Raw genomic sequence first — 19672 nt, 5'->3', positions numbered from 1 at the left:
CCCGGCCCTGTCAGGCGGACGGCTCGTCGATCGCGGGCAGCGACACCGTCACCGCGGTGCCGACACCCACCACGCTGTCGACCGACACGCTGCCCCCATGGCGCGTGACGACCGTCTTCACGAATGCCATGCCGAGCCCGGAACCCGGGATTTCGGGCCGCTCGCCGGCATGGAATCGCTTGAAACGCTCGAACAGATGCCGCTGATCTTCCGGCGCAATGCCGTATCCCTGATCGCGAATCGTACAGAACATCCGTTTCGACGCGTGCTCGACCGCTAGCGTACACGTGATCACGGTCGCAGACGGACTGTATTTGACTGCGTTGTTCAGCAGGTTCACGAACGCGCGCGTGATCAGCGAGCGATCCGCGCGCACCCAGCACATGTCGGTGCCAACCTCGGTGTCGATGCGGATGTGCTTCGCTTGCGCCTGCGGCCACACCTCGTCGCTCGCATCGATCAGCACGTCGACGAGGCTCGTCGCCTCGAGCTGGTACGCCTGCGACTCCGCGCGCGCCAACTGCACGAACTCGTCGGCGAGCGACAGTGCACGGTGCGCGTAGCGCTCGATCCGCGCAAGCAGCTCGCGCATCGCGTCGGTCTCGCAGCGATCGCGCTCGATCTCGACGAGCGCGAGGATCGACGACTGCGGCGAGCGCATGTCGTGCGACAGCAGGTGCAGCGCTTCCTCGCGATGCCGCTCGGCCGCGTGCAGCTCGGTCACGTCGACGAGGCCGGCAATCCAGCCCGTCACGCGGCCCTGCGCGTTCGTGCATGCGGCGTAGCGTAGCAGATGGTCGAGCCCGTCGCGGTCGCGCACCTCGATGCCGCGCGCCATCGCGTCATGCTCGGCCTCGAGCGTCGGGTCGAGCACGGCCGGCCAGTGCTCGCGAATCGCCGCATCGTGTTCGGCGTTGCCGTCGACGGTCTTCATGAACGTCAGCTCGCCGAGCGCGGTGCGCAGCGGCCGCCCTTCCGGCAGCGGCAGCGCGAGCCGCGACCCGTAGCGCTTCGCCGCATGGTTCGCGATCAGCACGGTACCGGCCAGGTCGGTCACGAAGATCGGCTCGGGCATGCTGTCGAGGCTGTCCCACACGAAGCGCTTCATGTCCTGCACGCGCTGCGCGGCTTGCGCCATCAGCGCCATCTGCCGCTCGAGCACGTCGCCGCCGACGTCGCGCGTGCGCGGCGCCTCGGGCAGCAGGTGCGGCTCGTCGGCGAGCCGCTGCAGTTCGCGGCGCAGGTACGACATCGTCATTTCCAGGCGCCGCCAGTTCCAGATCGGGTAGACGGCGATCAGCCCGAAGATCGCGGGCGCCGGCGACAGCCAGACGCGCGCCTCGAACAGCAGCGCCATGCTCGCGACGACCGAGAGCGCGGCAAGGCTCAGCGTCAGCAGCAGCGCGCGCCACGGCGACAGCATCAGGAAGCCGCCCAGCAGCGCGGCGAGCGGCAGCAGCGACGCGGCGAACAGCCCCGCGCGCGACGCCGGCGAGATCGCACTGCCGGTCGCCAGCATGTCGAGCACGTTGGCATGGATATACACGCCGGCGAGCGGCCCGAATTCGCCGGACACGGGCGTGGCGAACCGGTCGTACAGGCCCGACGCCGTCACGCCGACGACGACGATCTTGCCGCGCAGCGCATCGGGTTTCACGCGCCCTTCGAGCACGTCGTCGAACGACAGCGTCGGATACGCGGGCGTATTGCGGCTGAACGGGATCAGGTAGCGCCCTTCGTCGGCCGCGTCGCGCGACAGGTCGTGCGCGTTCGCGCCCGGCGCGCCGCCGACCGGATGCAGCCGGCCGGCCTGGATCGCGCGGTAGACGGGCACCATCAGTTGCGGCCAACGCACCCGGCCGTCGCTTTCGAACAGCGCCACGCTGCGCACGATGCCGTCGGGATCGACTTCGAGGTTGATGTGACCGAGCCCCGTCGCGCGCGCGGCGAGCGCGGCCACCGGCGGCTCGACGGTCCGCGAGCCGTCGGCCTGCTCGGGGCTCAGCAGCACCGGCAGGAAGGTCGGCACGCGGCTCATCGCGTCCGCGAACGCGCGATCTTCCGGCGACGGTTCGGTGAACAGCACATCGTAGACGACGGCGGCCGGTTGCGCGCGCGCCAGCGTGTCGAGCAGCCGCGCATGCACGTCGCGCGACCACGGCCAGCGGCCGAGCGCGGACACGCTCTGGTTGTCGATGTCGACGACGACCACGTCGGGTGACAACGGCAGGCTGCGCAGCATCAGCAACCGGTCGTAGAGCAGCCCGTCGACGCTCGCCGACAGCCTGCCGAGTGCGCACGCGAGGATCACCGCGATCCCGAGGCAGCCGATCGCGATCCATTCGATCAGGAAGCGGCGGCCGAGGTGCCTCCGCGGGGAAACGGAATCGGGTTTCATGCGCCGCGGATCAGCGCGACAGCGTAAACGCGCCGACCGGACTGGTCTTCTCGTAGAACTTGCCGCCTTCGAACTCCTCGACGGTCACGGCCCAGAAATAGTCGCCCGGAGGCAGGTGCGCGACGGTGATCTGGCGCGTATGCAGGCCGACCTGGTCGACGACCGGCGCGCTCAGATCCTTCGAGCGCGACAGCACGAACCGGTAGCGCGCACCCTTGCCCGAACCGCTCGGCGACCAGCGGAACTCGTAGCCGCCGGCGCCGGGCGACGCGCTCGCGTCGAGCCCCATCACGCGGCGTTCGAACGCGTACGTCCGCGGCCGGCCCTCGAGGCCGTTCGCATCGATCGCGGCGACCCGCACGAAGTAGTTCCCGTTCGGCACGTCGTGGAAGACCGCGCGCGGCGAATCGGTGCGCGTTTCGCGGAACAGGTCGAGCAGCCCGGCGTCGTGCGCGAGCTGGACACGATATGCATGCGCCTGGGCGAGCGGCGCGACGTCGAATGCGACGTCGGGCTCGTCCTGCACCTTGTCGGGATGCGCGAGCGCCGGCGCGGGCAGCAGCTCGACGGGCGCGCCGACCGCCCCGAACGATGTCGCGACGCTGCCGAAATTCGCATGCACGAGCGTCGGATCGGCCAACCGGCGATCGCCCGCCACGCCGACGGTGCCGTCGAGCACTTCGACGCGCGTCGACGCATTGCCGGCCGCGTCGTAGTTCACGCGAAAGTGCGTGCCGCGCACGCCTGCCACGACCGACGGCGACCGGATCTGGAAGCGGTCGTCGCGTTTCTTCAGATGGGTGACCTCGCTGTCGACCGAGCCACGCGTCAGTTCGAACTCACGATCGAGCGTGCCGGTCAGCACCGTGCGGCGCAGCGTCTTCAGGGCGAGCTGGCTGTCGGGCGGCAGGCTCATGTGCGTGCCGTCGGCGAGCTCGAGCGTCACGAAGCCGTTCGGGCCCGTGCGCACGCGATCGCCTTCGGCGAGCGTCGCGTCGTTCGCGAGCGGCGCATAAGCGTCGCCGGACGCACGTTCGGCCGAGCCCTGCACCGCGACGACGCGCGCGGTCAGCTTTTCCTTGCGCAGGCGCGCCACCGGCAGCTTCAGCGCGATGCCGGGCTGCAGATGCTTCGGCGCGGGCACGCCGTTGATCCGCTGGAGCAGTTGCCAGTCGTCCGCGCCCTGCAGGTAGCGCGTGGCGACGTCGTAAAGCGTGTCGCCCGCCTGCGTGCGGTAGACGGCCATCTTGCCCGCCGCCTCGGGCGGCTGGGCAGCCGCATGCTGCGCGGCGAACGCAAACGCGACCGCGCACGCCGCGCGCAGCGCTACCGTGCGCAGGTTCGCGGTGCGCTGCATGATTCCCGTGGTCACTCCGGTTCTCCCTGGCCGACCCGCTCGAGCCGGTAGCCGTAGCCGTAGATCGGCGCGAGGCGATAGCCGTTTTCGGGCCGCAGGCCAAGCTTGGTGCGCAGCATCGAGATGTGCGTATCCATCGTGCGCGACGGGATGTCGGTCGCCTGCTTCCACACGAGATCGAGAATGTGCGCGCGCGACAGCGGCCGGTCGAGGTGCTGGAACAGCAGCAGCGCGAGCTCGAATTCCTTTTGCGTGAGGCTCACGGCCTTGTCGCCGACGTAGGCCTGCTTCAGGTTCACGTCGAAACGGAATTGATCGAATTCGCGAACGGTTGCCTCGGCGTTGACCGGATACGCGCGACGCAGCAGCGAGCCGATGCGTGCGCGCAGGATCGGGCCCGACACGGGCTTGACCACGTAGTCGTCGGCGCCGGCGTTGAGGATCTGCGTGATCCCCGCCTCGTCGTCACGACTCGTCATGAAGATGATCGGCAGGCTGTGCTCGGTCTGATTGGCGCGCACCCACTTCAGCACTTCCTCGCCGGACATGTCGGGCACGTTCCAGTCGAGCACCAGCAGATCGAAGGTCTCGCGCTGCAGGCGCTTCTTCAGGGCCTTGCCTTCCTTGAACGCATAGCACGTATGGCCAATGGCCGTCAGCGTTTGACTGACGAAATCCGTCTGGGCCGGATCGTCATCCAGTACAGCAATTCTCATAGCACCCCGCAAATCGAAATCGATTCGTCCAGTTCAGCTCCCCGCCCCCACCCGGCCGCGCAGCATGCGCGCGGCTTCCGGATACCGGCCGGCGAGCCGTCGTTCGCCGCTCGCGCCACCTGCGCAAACCGGCGACCCCGGCTAAATATCTCAAAAAACGGGGCACGGACGAACCGGCGATTTCATCATAGTAGTATGAAATTCGCCAATAAATTGCGCGGACTGCCGTCTTTTCTTCGAATAATCCTTCCCGCCGTGCAATCGAGCGCCTAATCGATGTCTGCCACCTGCTCGGCAACATCATCGTCCGGCACGCGATGCGACAGCGGCTCCGGACGCGCCGCTTGTGCCAGCATCCGCTGCAGCTGGCCGCGCACGCGCTCCCACGCGGTGGCCGCGTAGTCCGGCTGGCTCGCCGCCCACGCCTGCGCCAGATCGAACACGCGCTCGATCGTCGCACCGCAGTAGGTCAGGCCCGCGCCGTCGTCCTGCGCGGCATCGCGCAGCCGTTCGTCGAGCCACTCGGCCAGCCACGGCATCTCGGCCGCGGCCGAATCCGCGTAGGCCTCCAACGCGGCACGCGCGTGGCGATCCTGTTGCGGGTCAAGCTCGATACGGCTCAGTCCCGATGCGCTGCGTTCCGCTCCGGACGGACTTCGAATGGTCCCTGGTCTGAAGGACATGTCCTCTCCCCGTTGTACGACGGTAGCGTCAGGCATGGCCCCCGTGCCTGCCATACGACGTACCGTGGCCGGCGCATCCGCTGGGAGCGGACGACCGGCCGGGTCAGTATACGCAGCCGATCACGAAGCGAGGTTTAAGAATTGTCAGAGAAGCGTGGCCGGCGATGTGCGGCCGGCGCCAGGCGTGGCCGGCACCGTGATGCGTGCCGTCAGCGGCGGCGCATCAGGAACACGAAGGTCTTGTCCTGCGTCGTCGATTCGACGATCTCGTTGCCCGTCTGCTTCGCGAACGCGGCGAAATCGCGCTGCGAACCGGGATCGGTCGCGAGCACCTTGAGGATTTGCCCGCTTTCCATATCGGCGAGCGCTTTCTTGGCACGCAGGATCGGCAACGGGCAATTGAGCCCGCGCGCGTCCACTTCCTTGTGAATCTGCATCGGCTGTCGACCTTCGAATGTCGCGCCATCCAAGGCGCGGAAAGAAGCCGGGATTTTACCGCAGCGCCGCCGTGCCTGCCCGGGCCGCCGGCAGCCCGGCGCCGGCGACCACCGGGCTCAGGCGCCCGAAAAGCCGCCCGCGAGCCGTTCGCGCAGGTGCCGAACGAGCGCGCGCACCGCGCTCGGCACGACCGGGCTGTACGGGCGGATCGCGAAGATGTGGTCGCCGAACGCGCCCGACGGCCGCCAGCCGTCGAGCAGCGCGACCAGCCGGCCGGCGTCGAGATCGCGCTGCGCGCTGAAATCCGGCAGCAACGCGATGCCGAGCCCGCCGAGCGCGGCCTCGCGCATCGCCTCGCTGTTGTTCGCCGCGAAGCTGCCGCGCACCGGCACGCTCACGCGCTCGCGCCGCCGGCCGTGCGGCTCGAAGCTCCATGCGGCCGGCTCGTTGTCGCGCAGGTAGCACAGGCAGCTGTGCTCGACGAGTTCGCCCGGGTGTCGCGGCGACCCGCGCGCGTCGAGGTAGTCGCGGCTCGCGACCAGCAGCGAACGCGTGTCGCACAGCTTCCATGCGACGTGGGTCTGCGGCGCCGTGGTCGTATGGCGGATCGCGAGGTCGAAACCCTCCTGCGTCAGCGAATGCAGCCGGTCCGACAGGTCGAGCTCGATCTGCACGCCCGGATGCTGCCGCAGGAAATCGGGCAGGTGCGGCACGACCTGCTGGCGCCCGAGCGCGACCGGCACCGTCAAGCGCAGCAGGCCGCGCGGTTCCCCGGCCAGGTCCTTCACGCGCGCGAAGTGCTGCCCGATCGATTCGAACGCGTCGCGCGTGCTGTCGACGAGCGTCTGGCCCGCGTCGGTGAGCCGCACGCTGCGCGTCGTGCGACGCACGAGCGGCACGCCGGCGGCTTTTTCGAGATCGGCGATGCGCTGGCTCATCGCGGCCTTGCTGATGCCGAGCCGCTGCGCGGCGGCCGTGAAACTGCCGGCCGCAGCCAGTACCGTCAGCGAATGGATGTGCGGCCAGAGCGCCTGGACATTTTGCTGATTCATCCGGTGATTATTCAGAATTCTGAACAGTGAATCAAGCTGCACGGCCTTCTCCGGCCCTGCGCGTTTGCCTAGACTTGGGGCTGTCCACCCCCCACCCAATTACCTCAGGAGACACGATGAATCCGGTTCCCGCGTACAGCTCCGACGCCGACGTCGGCCACTACGTCGACGGCGCGCCCGTCGCCGGCCGCAGCGGCCGCTTCCAGGACGTCCTCAATCCCGCGCTCGGCCGCGCGGTGCGCCGCGTGGCGCTCGCCGACGACAGCGAAGTGCAGCAGGCCGTCGCGTCCGCCCACGCCGCGTTCCCGGCCTGGGCCGAGACGCCGCCGATCCGCCGTGCACGCATCCTGCACCGCTTCCTGCAACTGATGAACGAGCACCGCGACGCACTCGCGGCGATCATTACGGCCGAGCACGGCAAGGTGTTCTCCGACGCGCAGGGCGAAGTCGCGCGCGGCATCGACATCATCGAATTCGCATGCGGCGTGCCGCAGCTCCTGAAGGGCGACTTCACCGACCAGGTCAGCACCGGCATCGACAACTGGACGATGCGCCAGCCGCTCGGCGTCGTCGCGGGCATCACGCCGTTCAACTTCCCGTGCATGGTGCCGTGCTGGATGTTCCCGGTCGCGATCGCGACGGGCAACACGTTCGTGCTGAAGCCGAGCGAGCGAGACCCGTCGGCGGCCCTGTTCATCGCCGACCTGCTCACGCAGGCCGGGCTGCCGGCCGGCGTGTTCAATGTCGTGCAGGGCGACAAGGGCGCGGTCGACGCGCTGCTCGACCACCCCGACGTGCAGGCCGTCAGCTTCGTCGGCTCGACGCCGATCGCGGCCTACGTGCAGCAGCGCGCGGTGCAATCCGGCAAGCGTGTGCAGGCACTCGGCGGCGCGAAGAATCACCTCGTCGTGATGCCCGACGCGAACCTCGAGCAGGCGGTCGATGCACTGATCGGCGCCGCATACGGCTCGGCCGGCGAACGCTGCATGGCGATCAGCGTCGCGGTGCTGGTCGGCGACATTGCGGACAAGATCGTGCCGCTGGTAGCCGAGCGCGCGCGCAAGCTGGTGATCGGCGACGGCATGTCGCCGGAAGTCGAGATGGGCCCGATCGTCACCGGCGACGCACTCAAGCGCATCGAAGGCTATATCGAGCAAGGCGTGAACGAAGGCGCGCAACTGGTGGTCGACGGCCGCGGGCTGCGCGTGCCGGGCCGCGAAGCAGGCTTCTTCACCGGCGGCACGCTGTTCGACCACGTGACGCCCGAGATGCGCATCTACAAGGAAGAAATCTTCGGGCCCGTGCTCGGCTGCGTGCGCGTGAAGGATTTCGGCGAAGCGGTCGACCTGATCAACGCGCACGAATTCGGCAACGGCGTGTCGTGCTTCACGAGCGATGGCGGCATCGCGCGTGAGTTCTCGCGGCGCATCCAGGTCGGCATGGTCGGCATCAACGTGCCGATTCCGGTGCCGATGGCGTGGCATGGCTTCGGCGGCTGGAAGAAGAGCCTGTTCGGCGACATGCATGCGTACGGCGAGGAAGGCGTGCGCTTCTATACGCGCCAGAAGTCGGTGATGCAGCGCTGGTCGTCGAGCATCGGCAAGGGCGCCGAATTCGCGATGCCGACCGCGAAGTAACCGCCTGACGGCACGCCGCCCGCGGATCGGTCGAGCGGGCGGCGCGGCGGCGGGATGCGTCAGCCGGCCTTCGTGTCGTGGGCGCCGTCGGCGGTCGGCAGGTACGACAGTTCGAGCCGGTACGCGAGCGCGACGAACAGGCTCTGCGCGAGGCCCATCGTGGCGGTCAGCGCGCGAAAGCCGAACGTCGCGCTGTCCTGCACCATCAGCGTCACCTCGGCCTCCCGCGCGAGCGGGCTCATCCGGCTGTCGGTGATCGCGATCAGCCGCGCGCCGCGCTGCACGGCCTGCTGCGCGACCTGCACCGTTTCCTCCGCGTACGGCATGAACGAGATGACGATCATCACGTCGCCCGCGCGCACCGAGCGGATCTGCCCGAGATGCATGCTGCCGAGCGCGCTGAACAGCCCGATGCGCTTGTCGGTGTGCTGCAGCGCATAGTCGAGGTACACCGCGATCGGAAACGCGCGTCGCGAGCCCGCGATCCAGACCGCCTGCGTGTCGGCGAGCAGGTCGACGGCCTGCGCGAGCGCCTGCGAATCGAGCGTCTGCCGCAGTTGCTGCATCCCGGCGATGCTGCCCTTGATGAATTCGTCGGCGATCTGTTCGGGCTGCAGGCTCGACGAGCCCGCTTCGATCACGTCGCGCAACCGCAGGTTGTACGCGCGCCCTGGCGCGATCTGCTGCGCGAGCCCTTCGCGGAACAGCCGCTGCATCTCGGAGAAGCCGGAAAAGCCGAAGTGCTTCGCGAAGCGCACGACGGCCGACGGCTGGACGCCGCATGCCTCCGCGAGCGACTGGATGCCTTCCAGCCCAAGCTGGTCCCGATGCGTTTCCACGTGGCGCGCGATCACCTTCAGGCGATTGCTGAGGCCGTCGTACTCCTGCGTCAGGTGTTGCAGGAACTGCTCGACAGTGGCGGGAGGTTTCTCGGATGAGCTCATCGGATAGCGCGAAGTTGACGGCCCCGATGCGCGCGCGATGCGGGCGGGCGCGGCCCGGGGCTCACCTGGATACATGCATGAAGGGCGAATTTAATCACGTTTGCGGCCCGGCCCGCGCCGCACGCTCGCTCCCACGCGCTCGATCATCACTTGCCTACGCTCCACGGCGATACTGGAAGCGATTGTCCGACGCTCTCGCGGCGTCGTAAAGATCAGGGTGTCTACCAAGGCCGGACGCCACGGCAGCGCGTGGCGCAACCGGCCTGCCCTGCTCAGCGATAGTCGACCCACACGCCGCCCGCATCGGCGGAGCGCACGCAGTTCTCGACCCAGCGCACGCCCTCCACGCCCGCATGGACGTCCGGATAGCGGATGTTCTTCAACGCGGCGGCGTCGCCGCGATCGGCCGCATCCATCGCGAGCGCGAAGCGCGCGTAGAGATTCGACCACGCCTCGAACAGCCCTTCCGGATGCCCGGCGCCGATCCGATCCTCGCGCAACGCCGCCGGATGCAGGTAGCCCATCCCGCGATCGAGCACCTGCGCGGGCTGCCCCTGCACTTCGTAGCGCAACTGGTTCGGATGCTCGTCCCACCACTCGACGCTCGCCTTCGAGCCGATCACACGCACCTTCTGGCTGTGCATCGAGCCCGCGTTCACCGCGCTCGACCACACGTAGCCGACCGCGCCGGTGTCGTATTCCATGATCGTGAACGCGTTGTCTTCCAGCGGCGCGCGGCTCTTCACGAAGCTCTGCCGCGAACACATCAGCCGCCGGATCTTCAGTTCGGGCGCCATCACTTCGGAGAGGTACAGCGGATGCGTGCCGATGTCGCCGAGCACGTAGCTCGGGCCCGCGAACTTCGGGTCGACGCGCCAGCGCGCGGCCGCGCTCGCGGCCTCGACGCCCTCGCTGTGGAACCCGTGCGCGAACTGCATCTGCACGATGCGGATCTCGCCGAGATCGCCGCGCGCGATCATCTCGCGCGCCTGCTCGATCATCTGGTATCCGGAATAACCGTACGCGACGCCGACGATCCGGTTCTTCTCGACCGACAGCCGCTGCAGCGCTTCGGCCTCCTCGGTCGTGAAGCACAGCGGCTTCTCGCAGACCACGTGCAGCCCCGCGTTCAGCGCCGCGCGGCAGATCTCGAAGTGGGTGTTGTTCGGCGTTGCGATCGACACCGCGCGGATCCCGTCCGGGCGCCGCGCCTCGGCGTCGAACATCGTCGCGTAATCGGAATAGCAGCGTTCGGCCGCGACGCCGAGCTTCACGCCGAACTGGCGGCCGCGTTCGGGGTCGAGGTCGAACGCGCCGGCGACCAGCTGGAAGCTGCCGTCGCGCAACGCGGCCGACCGGTGGCTGTAGCCGATCTGGCTGCCGAGCCCGCCGCCGACCATGCCCCAGCGAATCGAATGTCCAAGGAGAATCTGTCCGTCAATCATGATGGTGGTGTTCCTGGTGCGTGTTCATAAGATCATGCAAAACCGGCCGACGCGAGAAACGCGCGGCTCGCGGCGACGTCGCGCAGGCTCGTGCCGGCGTTGCGCGGATCGCGCTCCTGCTCGATCGTGATGTAACCGGCGTAGCCGATCTCGTCGAGCGCGTGGCGGATCGCGCGGTAGTCGAGCACGCCGGTGCCGATCGGGCACATCACGCCGCGCGCGCACGCGGCGAAGAACGCGATGTGCTCGCCCATCACCGCGTCGTACACGGTCGCGTCGATGTCCTTGAAATGCACGTAGTCGACGCGCGTTGCGTGACGGCGCAGCCACGTTTCCGGATCCATGCCCGAGTAGTACAGGTGGCCCGTGTCGAGACAGAGGCCGGCCGTGTCGGCCGGAACGTCCGCGACGATCCGGTCGATTTCGTCCGCGAACTCGATGTAGCCGCCCGCGTGCGGATGAATCACCGCGCGCACGCCGAACTCGTCGCGCGCGATCGTCGCGATCTGCCGGATATGGTCGACCATCGTCGACCAGCGCTCGTCCGACAGCCGCGGCGCACGATCGCCGTGGCCGGCCGCGTCGTCGCGCTCCTCGTGGCCCCAGTCCATCACGACCAGGTACGGCGCCGCATGGCGCTGGCCGTCCTGCGTCGGCAGCCTGGGCAGCCGCGTGATCAGCGCGCAGATGTCGCGGGTCTGGCGCAGCAGGTTCGGCAGGTTCTCCGGCGACACGAGATCGTCGAAGATCGTGCCAGCGGTGATGCTCAGGCGCTGCCGCTCGAACTCGGCGCTCACCACGTCCAGTTCGAGCGGGATGTAGCCGTAAGGCCCCAGCTCGATGCCCGAGTAGCCGGCCTGCGCGGCCTCGGCGAGCACCTGCCGCCACGGCGACAGATGCGGGTTCTTCACGTCGTCGACACCCCAGCAGCACGGTGCGCAACCCATCTTCATCGTCATGTCGGTCAGTCCGGCAGACAGGCAGCCGCAGTTCAGCCGCGATAGAACGCAGGGCGTTCGGCCATCGCGATCGGTTCGACCGCGCCGCTCTTCTGCGCTCGCACGCACGCATCGGCCGCGACCGCCGCCGCGTAACCGTCCCACGCGGACGGGCCGGTCAGCGCGCCCTGCCGCACGCCGTCGATGAACGCCTGCAGCTCGACGTCGTACGACGCGATGAAACGCGCCTTCCAGTCGGTCATGATCTCGACCGACTGCCGTGCCGCATGCTTGAGCCCGACGGCCGGCGGATCGGGCAGCTTCGCGATGCCTTGCTCGCCGACAACCTCGCACTGGATGTCGTAGCCGTACTGGCAGTTCACGAAGATCTCGACGTCGATGCGCACGCCGCTCGCGGTTTCGAGCAGCACGATCTGCGGATCGGCGAGATGCGCGGACGCATGGCGCGTCTTCTTCGGATAGACGACCTGCGCGCTCGTGTAATCCTCGCCGAGCAGCCAGCGCAGCACGTCGAGTTCGTGGATCAGCGTGTCGGTGATCGCCATGTCGGTCGTGTAGCGCTCGCCGACCGACTGGTTGCGGTGCGCGCAATGCAGCATCAGCGGCGCGCCGATTTCGCCGCTGTCGATCACGCGCTTCAGCGCGCGGTAGCCTTCGTCGTACGGCCGCATGAAGCCGACCTGCACGAGCCGCTTGCCGTGCGCGACTTCGGCTTCGACGATCCGCATGCAGCCGTCGGCCGTGACGGCCAGCGGCTTCTCGCAGAACACGGGCTTGCCGTGCGCGATCGCGTCGAGCACGAACGCTTCGTGCGTCGGCCCCCACGACGTGACGAGCACGGCCTGCACGTCGGCGGCCGCGACGACCTCGTGGCCGTCGCCGTAGATCTCCGCTTCGAGCCCGTACTTCGTCACCGCGTCGCGCGCCTGCTGCGGATCGATGTCGTTGACGGCCACGACGCGCGCGCCGGACAGCGTGCGGGTCAGTCTGCGGATATGGTCCTGGCCGATCGCGCCGCAGCCGATCACGCCGATTTGCAAGGTCATCTAATAGTCTCCATTCGTTCATTGGCGGTGCGGCACGCGCCGCACCGGTCAGCCATTCGTCAGCGCGCCGTGCGATCGAAATGGCGATCGACGTAGCGCTGGATGGTGTCGCGCATGTAGCGCGACGATGCTTCCGCGCGGTCCTCCCACGCGAACACGCACGACGACATCACGCCGTCGAAGCCGGCGGTGCCAAGCGCGCGGAAAAACACGTCCCAGTCGATCTCGCCCTGCCCGATGTCGAGATGCTGGTGCACGCGGATCTGGTTCGAACCGGGCGGGTTCACGATGTAGCGCAGCTGGCTGCTCTTGCGGTGGTCGAACGTATCGGCCACACGCACGTGCGCGAGGATCGGCGCGGCCTGCACGATCATCGCGGCCATGTCGTCGCCGTAGTAGAACGTGTGCGGCGCGATATACGACAGCTTCAGCGACGGGGAGCCGATATTCGTGACGATGTCGATCGCCGGCTGCAGCTGCTCGATCCAGTCCTCCGGATGCGGCTCGACCGACAGCACGATGCGTTCGCGCTCCAGAATCGGCAGCAGCTCGTCCATCGAGCGGAACCACGCGGCTTCGCACAGCTCCTTCGGGTTCGCGCCCGGCCGTTCGCCGACCGAACGCTCGGGCGACGCGCCGCGCCCGAACTCCGACACCATCAGCGCGCATTCCATCTCGACCGCCACCTCGATCGCCTTCTTCCAGCAGCGCACGGCCCATTGCCGCTCGTCGTCGAACGGGCTCGCCCAGCGGTACATCGGCTGCAGCGACGCGAGGCCGACGCCGCTCGCGCGCATCGCCTGGCGGAACGCGGCCATCCGTTCGCGGGTCGCGCGCGGCATCACCCACCAGTCGAGAAAGTCGCCGCGCGGCGACAGCTCGATCTGGTCGTAGCCGAGCTCGGCCACCGCATGCGGCAGGCGGTCGAGCGGCAGGTGGCGAATCATGTACGGGTCCAGCGCGATCTTCATCGAAAGTCCTCGACGGTGGCGGGTTCCAGACGAAGGCGGCGGCACGTGCCGCCCTCGTCCGGCAATGCACGAAGGGTCAGCGGCGCTTCTTCTTGTTGCGGTACTGGTCGGCGATCACGGCCGCGACGATGATCGCGCCCTTGACCATCTCCTGGTAATACGCGTCGATGCGGATGAACGTGAAGCCCGACGTCATCACGCCGAGGATCAGCACGCCGATCACTGTGCCCGTCACGCGGCCGAGGCCGCCCGACAGCGACGTGCCGCCGATCACGACCGCCGCGATCGCGTCGAGCTCGTACATCACGCCCATGCCCGACTGGCCCGAGATCGCACGCGCGGCCGTCACGGTGCCGGCGATCCCGCTCAGGAGGCCCGCGATCGCGTAGACGAAGATCAGGTGGCGCGTGACGTTGATGCCAGACACGACGGCCGCGTGACGGTTCGCGCCGATCGCGTAGGTGTACTTGCCGAAGCGCGTGTAGCGCAGCACGACGTGGAAGATCGCGGCGATCACGAGAAAGATGATCACCGGGTTGGCGCCCGCGCCGATGGCCGCGAACTGGTCGGTCAGCATCGACACCGGCATCCCGTTGGTGAACCACTTCGCGAAGCCGCGCGCGGCCACCATCGTGCCGAGCGTCGCGATGAACGGCGGGATGCCCGTCATCGCGATCAGCGAGCCGTTCAGCAGGCCGACCAGCAGCCCGACGCATACGCCGGCCAGCACGGGCCAGATGATCGGCAGGTCGGTCAGGTGCGGAAACACCGCGCGCGGGAAGTCGGACACCTGTGCAAGGCTCGCCGAGACGACCGCCGCGGCGGCCACGACCGACCCCGACGACAGGTCGATCCCGCTGGTGATGATCACGAGGTTCACGCCGACCGCGATGATGCCGATCACGGCCATCTGCAGCACGATGATCTCGAGCCGCTCGGCGTTGAACAGGAAGCTCTGGCCGACGACGATCCAGCCGACGATCTCGAAGAACAGGCTGATGCCGACGAGCACCAGGAAGATGCTCAGTTCGGGCGGCCATTTCATGTGCCGCGTCTTGACGGTCATGGTCTGCGCATCCGCGACCGGGTTCAGGTTGCCCATTGCTATGTCTCCAATCTTGTTTCGGCTCAGCGCGACGCGAGATCCATGATGCGGACCTGGTCGGCGTCCTTGCGATCGACGATGCCGGTCATGCGCCCTTCGTGCATCACCATCACGCGATCGCTCATTCCCAGCACCTCCGGCATCTCCGACGAGATCATCAGCACCGCGACGCCCTTGCCGGCAAGCGCGCTGACGAGCCGGTGAATCTCGGCCTTCGCGCCGACGTCGATGCCGCGCGTCGGTTCGTCGAGGATCAGGATGCGCGGCTGCGTGAGCAGCCAGCGGCCGATCAGCACCTTCTGCTGGTTGCCGCCCGACAGGTTCTGGATTTCCTCGTGCAGGCCGGGCGACTTCACCCGCAGCATCCGGCTCATTTCCTCGCAGTCGCGTTTCAGCTGCGCCTGCCGCACGAAATTGAACTTCACGTAGCGGCGGCTGAGCACCGCGGCTTCCATGTTCGCGAGCAGGTCGAGATTCAGGAAGCAGCCGGTGTCCTTGCGGTCTTCGGTGAGGAAGGCCATCCCGTGCTTCATCGCCTGCGCGGGCGTCGCGATGCGCACCGGCTTGCCGTCGATCCGGATCTCGCCCGACGTGGCCGGCACGACGCCGAACAGCGCCTCCGCGACATTCGAGCGCCCCGAGCCGACGAGGCCGGCCACGCCGAGGATCTCGCCCGCGTGCAGCTCGAAACTCACGTCGCGGAACACGCCTTCGACACCGAGGTTCTTCACCGACAGCACGACGTCGCCGATCGGCACTTCCTCCTTCGGGAACATCTGCGTGATCTCGCGTCCGACCATCATGCGGATGATGTCGTCGCGCGTGACGTCGCTCGATGCATGCGTGCCGATGTACTTGCCGTCGCGGAACACCGAGAACTCGTCGGCGATCTCGAACAGCTCGTTCATCTTGTGCGTGATGTAGACGATGCCCTTGCCCTGCTCGCGCAGCTGGCGAATGATCCGGAACAGGTGCGTGACTTCCTTGTCGGTCAGCGCGGAGGTCGGCTCGTCCATGATCAGCACGTCGGAGTCGAACGACACGGCCTTCGCGATCTCGACCATCTGGCGGCTCGCGACCGTCAGCGTCCGCACGTCGGTTTCCGGATCGATGTCGATCGACAGCCGTTCGAACAGCTCGGCCGTCTGGCGGCGCAGCGCGGCGTGATCGATCAGGCCGAAGCGGTTCTTCGGTTCGCGACGGATCCAGATGTTCTCCGCGACCGTCATGTACGGCATCAGGTTGAGTTCCTGGTGAATCATCGCGATGCCGCGGTCGAGCGCATCGAGCGGGCCGTTCAGCACGACGGGCTCGCCGTTGATCAGGATCTCGCCCTGGTCGGGCGTGTAGACGCCGGCGATGATCTTCATCAGCGTCGACTTGCCCGCGCCGTTCTCGCCCATCAGCGCATGGACAGTGCCGCGACGCACGCGGAACTGCACGCCGTCGAGCGCGACGACGCCGGGAAAGGACTTGCCGACGCCGCGCACTTCGAGCACGCAGTCGGCCGCGGAAGAAGCCGGCGGGGCCGACGCGCCGGTCGAGCCTGACGAAGGGGCCGGCGCATCGTCGCCGGCCATCGGGCGCGCGACTCTGGCTGTAAACATGGACGTTCCTCGACAAGTCGCGCGCGAACCCGGCCATGCCGGGTCCGCGCAGTTCAACGGATCACCGGTCAGTGCTTCGCGTACTGGTTCATGTTCTCGGGCGTCACGAGCTCGAACGGCACGTTCACGTAGCGGTCGACGGGCTGCTTCTTCGCGAGCTTGAGCGCAGCCGCGACGGCCTGTTGCCCCTGCCCGGCCGCGTTCTGGTACACCGACACCTTCAACTCGCCGCTCTTCATCGACGCGAGGCCGTCCGGCGTCGCGTCGATGCCGGCGACGATCGTCTTCGGCGTCCACTTGCGCGCGGCCTTCAGCGCGTTGATCGCGCCGATCGCCATCTCGTCGTTGTTGGAGATGATCGCGTCGTACTTCGTGCCGGAGCTAAGCCAGTTCATCGTGATGTCCTGGCCCTGCGTGCGGCTCCACTTGCCTTCGCGCTTGTCGACGATCTTCATGCCCGCGCAATCCTTCGTCGCGATCACGTCCTCGATGTCTTTCGTGCGGGCGCGCGCCGATTCATTGGACAGCTCGCCCATCAGCACGAGAAGGTCGCCCTTGCCGCCGAGCAGCTTGCACACCTGGCGTGCCTGCAGCGTGCCCGACTGCTTCTCGTCGGACGCGACGACCGCGACGCCGGCCGGCAGCTTGTCGAAATCGACCGGCTTGCGGTTCACGTACACGAGCGGGATCTTCGCGGCCGTCACCATCTTGGTGATCTTCGGCGTCGCGTCGGTATCGACCGCGTTCACGATGATCGCGTCGACCTTCTGCGCGATCATGTTCTGGACCTGGCTCAACTGCTTGCCGACGTCGTTGCCGCCGTCCTCGATCTGCACCGTCGCGCCGTCCTTCTTCGCCGAATCGGCGATGCTGTTGCGCAGGATCGTCAGGAACGTGTCGTCGAACGACGCCATCGTCACGCCGATCTTCTCGGCATGCGCGAGCGGCGCAGCCAGGATCGCGGCGGCCGCGACGGCCATCAGCTTGGTCTTCATGATCAATCTGTCTCCTCATCTCCGGGGGGCGGAAGACGGCGCGTTGCGCGCCGCCGGGCCGAGTCCGATCTGGTCCGATCGGGACTGAAGCATCCGGATGAAACTGTAGATCACTTCCTCGAAATTTTGGAAATTTATTTCTACGTGATTTCACCTAGGGAACTGGATTTCCAAAAAGTCTAGACTCCGTTCCGTAGCCCGATTCCTTGCGGCAGGCAGCCTCGCGTCGTGCAGTACACGGTGCGGATCGTCGCCGGAAGATCGGTCCCCTAATCCGCCGGCATCGCCGACCGCCGGCTGCGAGCGTGACACGTGATATGAGCCTGCTGAACTTTCCGAGTGACCGCCCCATCGATCTCGCCTGCCTCGGCCGCGTGGCCGTGGATCTCTATGCGCAGCAGTACGGCAGCCGCCTGGAGGACGCGCGCAGCTTCCAGATGTATCTCGGCGGCTCGTCCGGCAACGTCGCATTCGGCGTGGCCCGGCTGGGGCTGAAGACCGCGATGATCTCGCGGGTCGGCGACGAGCAGATGGGCCGGTTCCTGCGCGAGACGCTCGAGCGCGAAGGCTGCGACACGAGCCAGCTGCAGACCGACCGCGAGCGCCTCACCGCGCTGGTGCTGCTCGGGCTGAAGGATCGCGACACGTTCCCGCTGCTGTTCATGCGCGAGAACTGTGCGGACATGGCGGTGCGCGCCGACGAGATCAGCGAGGACTTCATCGCCGGCTGCCGCGCGCTCGCGATCACCGGCACGCATCTGTCGACGCCGGGCACGCGCGAGGCGTCGCTGACCGCGCTCGGTTATGCGCGCCGCCACGGCGTCGTGCGGATTCTCGACATCGACTACCGGCCCGTGCTGTGGGGGCTGACCGCGCGCGGTGCGGGCGAGAACCGCTACGTGCCGGACGCGCAGGTGACGCGGCAACTGCAGCAGGCGCTCGGCGAATTCGACCTGCTGGTCGGCACCGAGGAGGAATTCCTGATCGCGGGCGGCGTGCCGCACGACCTGATCGGCTCGTTGCAGGCGGTGCGCAAGATCGCGAATGCGACGCTGGTCGTCAAGCGCGGCGCGCTCGGCTGCTGCGTGATCGAGGGCGACATTCCCGCCCGCATCGACGATGCACCGACCTTCCTCGGCGAACACGTCGAGGTGCTCAACGTGCTCGGCGCGGGCGACGCATTCCTGTCGGGCCTGCTGTCGGGGCTGCTGCGCGGCCGCGACTGGGCCGAATCGACGCGCATCGCGAACGCGTGCGGCGCGATCGTCGTGTCGCGCCATGCGTGCTCCGCGGCGATGCCGACGCCGGCCGAACTCGCGCACTGGTTCGACGGCAGCCGCAATCCGGTGGTCGACGCCGACCACACGCTCGCGCACCTGCATCGCGTGACGGTGCCGCGCCGCGAATGGGACGACCTGTGCGTGATGGCGTTCGACCATCGCAGCCAGTTCTACGAACTCGCGATGCAGGCCGGCGCGGACGAAGCGCGGATCAAGACGCTGAAGCACCTGCTCGTGCGCGCGGTCGAACAGGTCGAGCGCGATCGTCATATCGAAGGCCATGTCGGCGTGCTGATCGACGGCGGCGGCTACGGCAGCGACGCGCTTGCGTCGGCCACCGGACGCGGCTGGTGGGTCGGCCGCCCGGTCGAGTTGCCGGGCTCCCGGCCGCTGCGTTTCGACGCAACGCGCTCGATCGGCTCGTCGCTCACGCACTGGCCGACCGAACAGGTCGTGAAGTGCCTGGTTCACTATCACCCGGACGACCCGGTCGGCCTGCGCGTCGAACAGGAGCAGCGCGTGCTGGAGCTGTGGGAAGCCACCCGCGCGAGCGGCAACGAACTCCTGCTGGAAATGATTCCGCCGCGCGCGGTCACGCCGGCCGGCACCGAGGACGACGCGGTGCTGCGCACGATCGCGCGTTTCTACAACCTCGGCGTGATGCCCGAATGGTGGAAGCTCACGCCGCTGAGCGCCGACGGCTGGGCCCGGCTCGCCGCGCTGATCGCCGAGCGCGACCCGCATTGCCGCGGCGCGGTGATCCTCGGGCTGAACCAGCCGTTGCAATACCTCGTCGACAGCTTCCGCTCGGCGACCGACCCGATCGTCAAGGGCTTCATGGTCGGGCGCACGCTGTGGGCCGATGCATCGCTGAACTGGTTTGCCGGCCGGATCGACGACCAGGCGCTGATCGACGAAGTCGCCGGCAACTTCGCGCAGCTGGTCGACGCGTGGCTCGGCCGCCGTGCCGCGGCCGCCCGCGCCGCCGCGGCCTGACGCGACACCCGCGACGATCCACCCGATCCCTCTTCACCGACCG

General features: G+C 67.9%; 16 protein-coding genes. 2 read left to right on the top strand and 14 right to left on the bottom strand.

Annotated features, from left to right (window positions below):
- Positions 1 to 10: 10 nt before the first annotated feature.
- The 6 genes from LGN17_RS18585 to LGN17_RS18560 all read right to left on the bottom strand — a co-directional run bounded on the left by LGN17_RS18585 (position 11) and on the right by LGN17_RS18560 (position 6644).
- Positions 11 to 2398 (bottom strand): CHASE2 domain-containing protein, encoded by a 2388-nt coding sequence (locus tag LGN17_RS18585; RefSeq protein WP_226198077.1) that lies wholly within the window; start codon positions 2396 to 2398, stop codon positions 11 to 13.
- Positions 2399 to 2408: 10 nt separating this feature from the next.
- The gene (locus LGN17_RS18580; RefSeq protein ID WP_226198076.1) at positions 2409 to 3770 is read right to left on the bottom strand and encodes a FecR domain-containing protein; all 1362 of its coding nucleotides are present in this window, start codon (positions 3768 to 3770) and stop codon (positions 2409 to 2411) included.
- Positions 3767 to 4471: a response regulator transcription factor gene (locus LGN17_RS18575; RefSeq protein WP_027784223.1), complete on the bottom strand. Its 705-nt coding sequence runs from the start codon at positions 4469 to 4471 to the stop codon at positions 3767 to 3769. Before LGN17_RS18575 ends, LGN17_RS18580 begins: the two co-directional genes overlap by 4 nt.
- Before the next feature lie 269 nt (positions 4472 to 4740).
- Positions 4741 to 5154: a peptidase gene (locus LGN17_RS18570; protein WP_226198075.1), complete on the bottom strand. Its 414-nt coding sequence runs from the start codon at positions 5152 to 5154 to the stop codon at positions 4741 to 4743.
- Positions 5155 to 5363: 209 nt separating this feature from the next.
- Positions 5364 to 5591 carry a sulfurtransferase TusA family protein gene (locus tag LGN17_RS18565; RefSeq protein ID WP_006402122.1) on the bottom strand — a complete coding sequence of 76 codons (228 nt, stop codon included), beginning with the start codon at positions 5589 to 5591 and terminating at the stop codon, positions 5364 to 5366.
- 117 nt (positions 5592 to 5708) lie between these two features.
- Positions 5709 to 6644, bottom strand: a complete 936-nt coding sequence (locus LGN17_RS18560) for a LysR family transcriptional regulator (RefSeq protein ID WP_226198074.1) — start codon at positions 6642 to 6644, stop codon at positions 5709 to 5711.
- Positions 6645 to 6760: 116 nt separating this feature from the next.
- Between LGN17_RS18560 and LGN17_RS18555 the strand changes: the two genes are divergently transcribed.
- Complete coding sequence (locus LGN17_RS18555) at positions 6761 to 8281, top strand: CoA-acylating methylmalonate-semialdehyde dehydrogenase (protein WP_226198073.1); 1521 nt, start codon at positions 6761 to 6763, stop codon at positions 8279 to 8281.
- Positions 8282 to 8340: 59 nt separating this feature from the next.
- Here the strand turns inward: LGN17_RS18555 and LGN17_RS18550 are convergent, their stop codons facing one another.
- The 8 genes from LGN17_RS18550 to LGN17_RS18515 form a co-directional block, all read right to left on the bottom strand.
- Entirely contained in the window at positions 8341 to 9225 is an 885-nt protein-coding gene (locus LGN17_RS18550) for a MurR/RpiR family transcriptional regulator (protein WP_226198072.1), read from the bottom strand.
- Positions 9226 to 9497: 272 nt separating this feature from the next.
- Entirely contained in the window at positions 9498 to 10670 is a 1173-nt protein-coding gene (locus LGN17_RS18545) for a Gfo/Idh/MocA family protein (RefSeq protein WP_226198071.1), read from the bottom strand.
- A 32-nt stretch (positions 10671 to 10702) separates the two neighbouring features.
- Positions 10703 to 11629, bottom strand: coding sequence for a TIM barrel protein (locus LGN17_RS18540; protein ID WP_226198070.1), 927 nt, complete (start codon positions 11627 to 11629; stop codon positions 10703 to 10705).
- Between the two features lie 32 nt (positions 11630 to 11661).
- Positions 11662 to 12675 (bottom strand): Gfo/Idh/MocA family protein, encoded by a 1014-nt coding sequence (locus LGN17_RS18535; RefSeq protein ID WP_226198069.1) that lies wholly within the window; start codon positions 12673 to 12675, stop codon positions 11662 to 11664.
- Positions 12676 to 12734: 59 nt separating this feature from the next.
- A complete protein-coding gene (locus LGN17_RS18530) occupies positions 12735 to 13646 on the bottom strand; it encodes a sugar phosphate isomerase/epimerase family protein (protein ID WP_226198068.1) in 912 nt (303 codons plus the stop codon).
- Between the two features lie 76 nt (positions 13647 to 13722).
- Complete coding sequence (locus LGN17_RS18525; protein WP_226198067.1) at positions 13723 to 14748, bottom strand: ABC transporter permease; 1026 nt, start codon at positions 14746 to 14748, stop codon at positions 13723 to 13725.
- A 26-nt stretch (positions 14749 to 14774) separates the two neighbouring features.
- The gene (locus LGN17_RS18520; protein WP_226198066.1) at positions 14775 to 16358 is read right to left on the bottom strand and encodes a sugar ABC transporter ATP-binding protein; all 1584 of its coding nucleotides are present in this window, start codon (positions 16356 to 16358) and stop codon (positions 14775 to 14777) included.
- 68 nt (positions 16359 to 16426) lie between these two features.
- On the bottom strand, positions 16427 to 17353 hold the full coding sequence (locus LGN17_RS18515) for a sugar ABC transporter substrate-binding protein (RefSeq protein WP_175953003.1): 927 nt from the start codon (positions 17351 to 17353) through the stop codon (positions 16427 to 16429).
- A 317-nt stretch (positions 17354 to 17670) separates the two neighbouring features.
- Here LGN17_RS18515 and LGN17_RS18510 point away from each other — a divergent pair, with 317 nt between their 5' ends.
- Complete coding sequence (locus tag LGN17_RS18510; RefSeq protein ID WP_226198065.1) at positions 17671 to 19629, top strand: bifunctional 5-dehydro-2-deoxygluconokinase/5-dehydro-2-deoxyphosphogluconate aldolase; 1959 nt, start codon at positions 17671 to 17673, stop codon at positions 19627 to 19629.
- Positions 19630 to 19672 lie beyond the last annotated feature (43 nt).

It is taken from the genome of Burkholderia sp. AU30280, from assembly GCF_020420125.1.
GTDB lineage: Bacteria > Pseudomonadota > Gammaproteobacteria > Burkholderiales > Burkholderiaceae > Burkholderia.
The sequence above is the reverse complement of the archived record's forward strand: the minus strand, read 5'-3'. Positions and strand labels throughout refer to the sequence as shown.

What these genes read in the sequence shown, in the direction of transcription:
- LGN17_RS18585 (WP_226198077.1), bottom strand. Translation starts at nt 2,398, where the DNA reads ATGAAACCCGATTCCGTTTCCCCGCGGAGGCACCTCGGCCGCCGCTTC.
- LGN17_RS18575 (WP_027784223.1), bottom strand. Translation starts at nt 4,471, where the DNA reads ATGAGAATTGCTGTACTGGATGACGATCCGGCCCAGACGGATTTCGTC.
- LGN17_RS18570 (WP_226198075.1), bottom strand. Translation starts at nt 5,154, where the DNA reads ATGTCCTTCAGACCAGGGACCATTCGAAGTCCGTCCGGAGCGGAACGC.
- LGN17_RS18565 (WP_006402122.1), bottom strand. Translation starts at nt 5,591, where the DNA reads ATGCAGATTCACAAGGAAGTGGACGCGCGCGGGCTCAATTGCCCGTTG.
- LGN17_RS18560 (WP_226198074.1), bottom strand. Translation starts at nt 6,644, where the DNA reads ATGAATCAGCAAAATGTCCAGGCGCTCTGGCCGCACATCCATTCGCTG.
- LGN17_RS18555 (WP_226198073.1), top strand. Translation starts at nt 6,761, where the DNA reads ATGAATCCGGTTCCCGCGTACAGCTCCGACGCCGACGTCGGCCACTAC.
- LGN17_RS18550 (WP_226198072.1), bottom strand. Translation starts at nt 9,225, where the DNA reads ATGAGCTCATCCGAGAAACCTCCCGCCACTGTCGAGCAGTTCCTGCAA.
- LGN17_RS18545 (WP_226198071.1), bottom strand. Translation starts at nt 10,670, where the DNA reads ATGATTGACGGACAGATTCTCCTTGGACATTCGATTCGCTGGGGCATG.
- LGN17_RS18540 (WP_226198070.1), bottom strand. Translation starts at nt 11,629, where the DNA reads ATGACGATGAAGATGGGTTGCGCACCGTGCTGCTGGGGTGTCGACGAC.
- LGN17_RS18535 (WP_226198069.1), bottom strand. Translation starts at nt 12,675, where the DNA reads ATGACCTTGCAAATCGGCGTGATCGGCTGCGGCGCGATCGGCCAGGAC.
- LGN17_RS18530 (WP_226198068.1), bottom strand. Translation starts at nt 13,646, where the DNA reads ATGAAGATCGCGCTGGACCCGTACATGATTCGCCACCTGCCGCTCGAC.
- LGN17_RS18525 (WP_226198067.1), bottom strand. Translation starts at nt 14,748, where the DNA reads ATGGGCAACCTGAACCCGGTCGCGGATGCGCAGACCATGACCGTCAAG.
- LGN17_RS18520 (WP_226198066.1), bottom strand. Translation starts at nt 16,358, where the DNA reads ATGTTTACAGCCAGAGTCGCGCGCCCGATGGCCGGCGACGATGCGCCG.
- LGN17_RS18515 (WP_175953003.1), bottom strand. Translation starts at nt 17,353, where the DNA reads ATGAAGACCAAGCTGATGGCCGTCGCGGCCGCCGCGATCCTGGCTGCG.
- LGN17_RS18510 (WP_226198065.1), top strand. Translation starts at nt 17,671, where the DNA reads ATGAGCCTGCTGAACTTTCCGAGTGACCGCCCCATCGATCTCGCCTGC.